Annotated in this window: 2 protein-coding genes; one reads left to right on the top strand and one right to left on the bottom strand. The window is 67.8% G+C overall.

Annotation, left to right across the window (positions count from 1 at the left end):
- Positions 1-3,332: hydantoinase B/oxoprolinase family protein (locus ENN83_RS09165; RefSeq protein ID WP_287186146.1), on the bottom strand; the 3,332-nt coding region annotated here is incomplete at its 3' end.
- A gap of 161 nt (positions 3,333-3,493) precedes the next feature.
- Between ENN83_RS09165 and ENN83_RS09160 the strand changes: the two genes are divergently transcribed.
- The coding region (locus ENN83_RS09160) for an AsnC family transcriptional regulator (RefSeq protein ID WP_287186148.1) at positions 3,494-3,607 on the top strand (114 nt) is incomplete at its 3' end.

The following is a 3,607-nucleotide window of genomic DNA, read 5'->3' as shown; positions in this document are numbered from 1 at the left end:
GCCCCGCCCGAGCCGCGCCGGATCGAGAACGCCTCCAGCCGCACCGGGAACCGCTTTTCCAGCACCTCGGGGTCGGTCATCCGCGTGTTGGTCATGTGGTTTTGCACCGCGTCGCAGCCATCGAACCCCGGCCCCGCCCCGGTGCCGCCCGCGATGGTCTCGTAGTTCTGGAACCTCTCGTTTCCCCAGGTGAAGTTGTTCATCGTCCCCTGGCTGCCCGCGATCACGCCAAGCGCGCCGTAAAGCGCGTTGCAGGCGGCCTGGCTGACCTCGGTATTGCCCGCGATCACCGCCGCCGGATAGCGTGGGTTCAGCATCGAGCCCTCGGGCGCGATGATCCTCAGCGGTTTCAGGCAGCCCTCGTTCAGCGGGATATCGGCGCCCACCATCGTGCGGAAGACATAGAGCACCACCGCCCGGCAGACAGCGAAGGGCGCGTTGTAGTTGCCCTGATCCTGCGGCGAGGTGCCGGTGAAGTCGATCACCGCCTCGCGGGCGTCGCGATCCACCCGCAGCGCCACCTTGATGACCGCGCCGTGGTCCATCGGATAGCTGAAGGCGCCGTCCGACAGCCGCCCGATCACCCGGCGCACGCTTTCCTCGGCATTGTCCTGCACATGGGCCGTATAGGCCACCACCACGTCGCGGCCATACTGCTCGATGACCTTCAGCAGTTCCCGCCGCCCCGTCTCGTTCGCGGCCACCTGCGCCTTGAGATCGGCCATGTTCTGCGCGACGTTGCGGCAGGGCCAGCGCCCCGAAGTCAGCACAGCCTCGGCCTCGGCTTCCAGCAGACGGCCCCGGTCCACCAGCCGGACATTGTCGATCAGCACGCCCTCTTCCTCGATATGCGTGCTGTCGGGTGGCGAAGACCCGGGCGTGCGCCCGCCGATATCGGCATGGTGCCCGCGCGATCCCAGCCAGAACAGGATGTCGTCGCCCACGAACACGGGCGTTACCACCGTCACGTCGGGCAGATGCGTGCCGCCATTGTAGGGCGAGTTCAGCATGAAGGCATCGCCCGGCCGGATCGCATCTGCATTCTCGCGAATCACCGCCTTGATCGAGTGCGACATCGAGCCAAGATGCACCGGCACATGCGGCGCATTGGCCACCAGATCGCCCGCCGCGTCGAAGATCGCGCAGGAAAAATCCATCCGTTCCTTGATGTTGACCGACCAGGAGGTGTTGGCGAGCGTAGCACCCATCTGGTCCGCGACCGACATGAAGAGGTTGGACATCACCTCCAGGAGCACCGGGTCGGCCTCGGTCCCCAACACGCGGGGGCGGGTCTTTTCCGCGACACGGGTCAGGATCAGGTTGCCACGGTTGTCCACCCCGGCCGCCCAGCCCGGTTCCACGATATTCGTGCCCGTGGGCTCGGTGATGATGGCGGGGCCGTCGATCCGGGCCCCCGCGCCAAGGCTCGCCCGCTCGTAAAGGGGCACCGCGCGGGTCTCGCCGTCCAGATGCACCGGCACCTGCGCCTTGACCTGCGGCACCGCGTCGGGGGCCATCGCCGCAGGCGCCTCGCCGGTCTCGCCGATCGCCTCGACCTCGGCCATGTCGAAGAACAGCGCCCGGTCCGGCGAGGTGAAGCCGAAGCGCGCAAGATGCGCCGCCTCGAACGCCGCCTGCATATCGTCTGCGCTGCCGAAGGGCACCTCCAGCGTCTGGTGCGAGCCCTCATAGCGCAGATGGGCGCGCGCCGCGCAGCGGATCGCGTCCTCGGGCACGCCCTGACGGGCGACTTCGGCGATGGCCTTGCGCCGCAACCCGGCCAGCGCCGCCTCGGCTTGCCCGATCTCCGCCAGCGGCGCGTCGAGCTGGGCTTCCTCCATCGCGCGGATCTCGGCCAACCCCATGCCGTAGGCCGACAGCACCCCGGCAAAGGGGTGCAGGAACACCCGCCGCATCCCCAGCGCGTCGGCCACGAGGCAGGCATGCTGCCCGCCCGCACCGCCGAAACATTGCAGGGTATAGCCGGTCACGTCATGGCCCCGCTGCACGCTGATCTTCTTGATCGCGTTGGCCATGTTGTCGATGGCAATCTTCAGGAAACCCTCGGCAACCTCTTCGGGGCTGCGCAGCGCCTCGCCTGTCGCGGCCGCGATTTCATGGGCCAGCGCCGCGAACTTTGCGCGCACCATATCCACATCCAGCGGTTCGTCGCCCCCCGGCCCGAACACGGCGGGGAAATGCGCCGGGTTCAGCTTGCCCAGCATCACGTTGCAATCGGTCACCGTCAGCGGCCCGCCTCGGCGATAGCAGGCGGGCCCCGGATCGGCGCCCGCACTTTCGGGGCCGACCTGAAACCGGCCATCGGCAAAGCGGCAGATCGACCCGCCGCCCGCGGCAACGGTGTGAATATCCATCATCGGCGCGCGCATCCGCACGCCGGCCACCTCGGTCTCGAAACTGCGCTCATAGGTGCCCGCGTAATGGCTGACATCGGTCGAGGTGCCGCCCATGTCGAACCCGATCAGCCGGTCGAAGCCCGCGGCTTCCGCCGTCCGGACCATGCCGACGATACCGCCCGCCGGCCCCGACAGGATCGCGTCCTTGCCGTGGAAAAGTGCTGCATCGGTCAGCCCGCCATTCGACTGCATGAAGAGCAACTGCTGGCAGCCCCCGGCACCCACATCCAGCGCACCCGCCACCTGATCGACATAGCGGCGCAAGATCGGCGAGAGGTAGGCATCGACCACCGTGGTATCGCCTCGCCCCACCAGCTTGATCAGGCGCGAGACCCGGTGGCTGACCGAGACCTGCGCAAACCCCTCCTCGGCGGCGATTTCGGCCAGCCTGTCCTCATGCGCGCCGTTCAGATAGCCATGCATCAGCGCGATGGCGACGGCCCGGATGCCGCGCCCATGCGCTGCCCTGAGCGCCGCCCGCGCCGCGTCTTCGTCCAGCGGCAGCAGGACATTGCCCTCCGCATCCAGCCGCTCGGCCATCTCGGCCACGTCTTCGTACAGCAGTTCGGGCCGCCGGATATGCAGGTCGAACAGCCGCGGCCTTGTCTGGTAGCCGATGCGCAGCAGATCCGCGAAACCCTGCGTGATGAGCAACAGCACCCGTTCGCCCTTGCGCTCCAGAAGCGCGTTGGTGGCAACCGTCGTACCCATCTTGACCGCCCGGATCGCACCCTCGGGCAAGGGCGCATCCCTGCTCAGCCCCAGCAGATCGCGGATGCCCTGTACCGCCGCGTCCCGGTACCGTTCCGGGTTCTCGGACAGGAGCTTGTGGGTGGCAAGCCGCCCATCGGGCGCGCGCGCGACGATATCGGTGAATGTGCCGCCCCGGTCGATCCAGAATTCCCAGCCGCCCATGTCCCTGCCCCTGCTGCCCGGCGTCACCATGTCCGCCCCGCGCGCCAAAGGTCAAGGCCGCCACGGGCGTTGCGCGGAACACTGTCCCGCCAGAATGCCGATCTCCCTTGCATTCAGGGAACTTTGTTCCGATTTTGACCCGACCCCGGAAAGAGAAGACCATGGCCCGCAACGACGACAGATCCGAACTTGACGCGCTGGACCGGCGCATCCTGGGCGAGTTGCAGGCCGATGCCGCCCAATCGCTGGACGATATCGCGAAAAAGGTCGGCTCG

The sequence above is a fragment of the Rhodovulum sp. genome, assembly GCF_011048875.1.
In the GTDB taxonomy this organism is placed as follows: Bacteria; Pseudomonadota; Alphaproteobacteria; order Rhodobacterales; family Rhodobacteraceae; genus Rhodovulum; species Rhodovulum tesquicola.
Note: the sequence above shows the minus strand (reverse complement) of the source record. Positions and strands in the feature narration are given on the sequence as shown.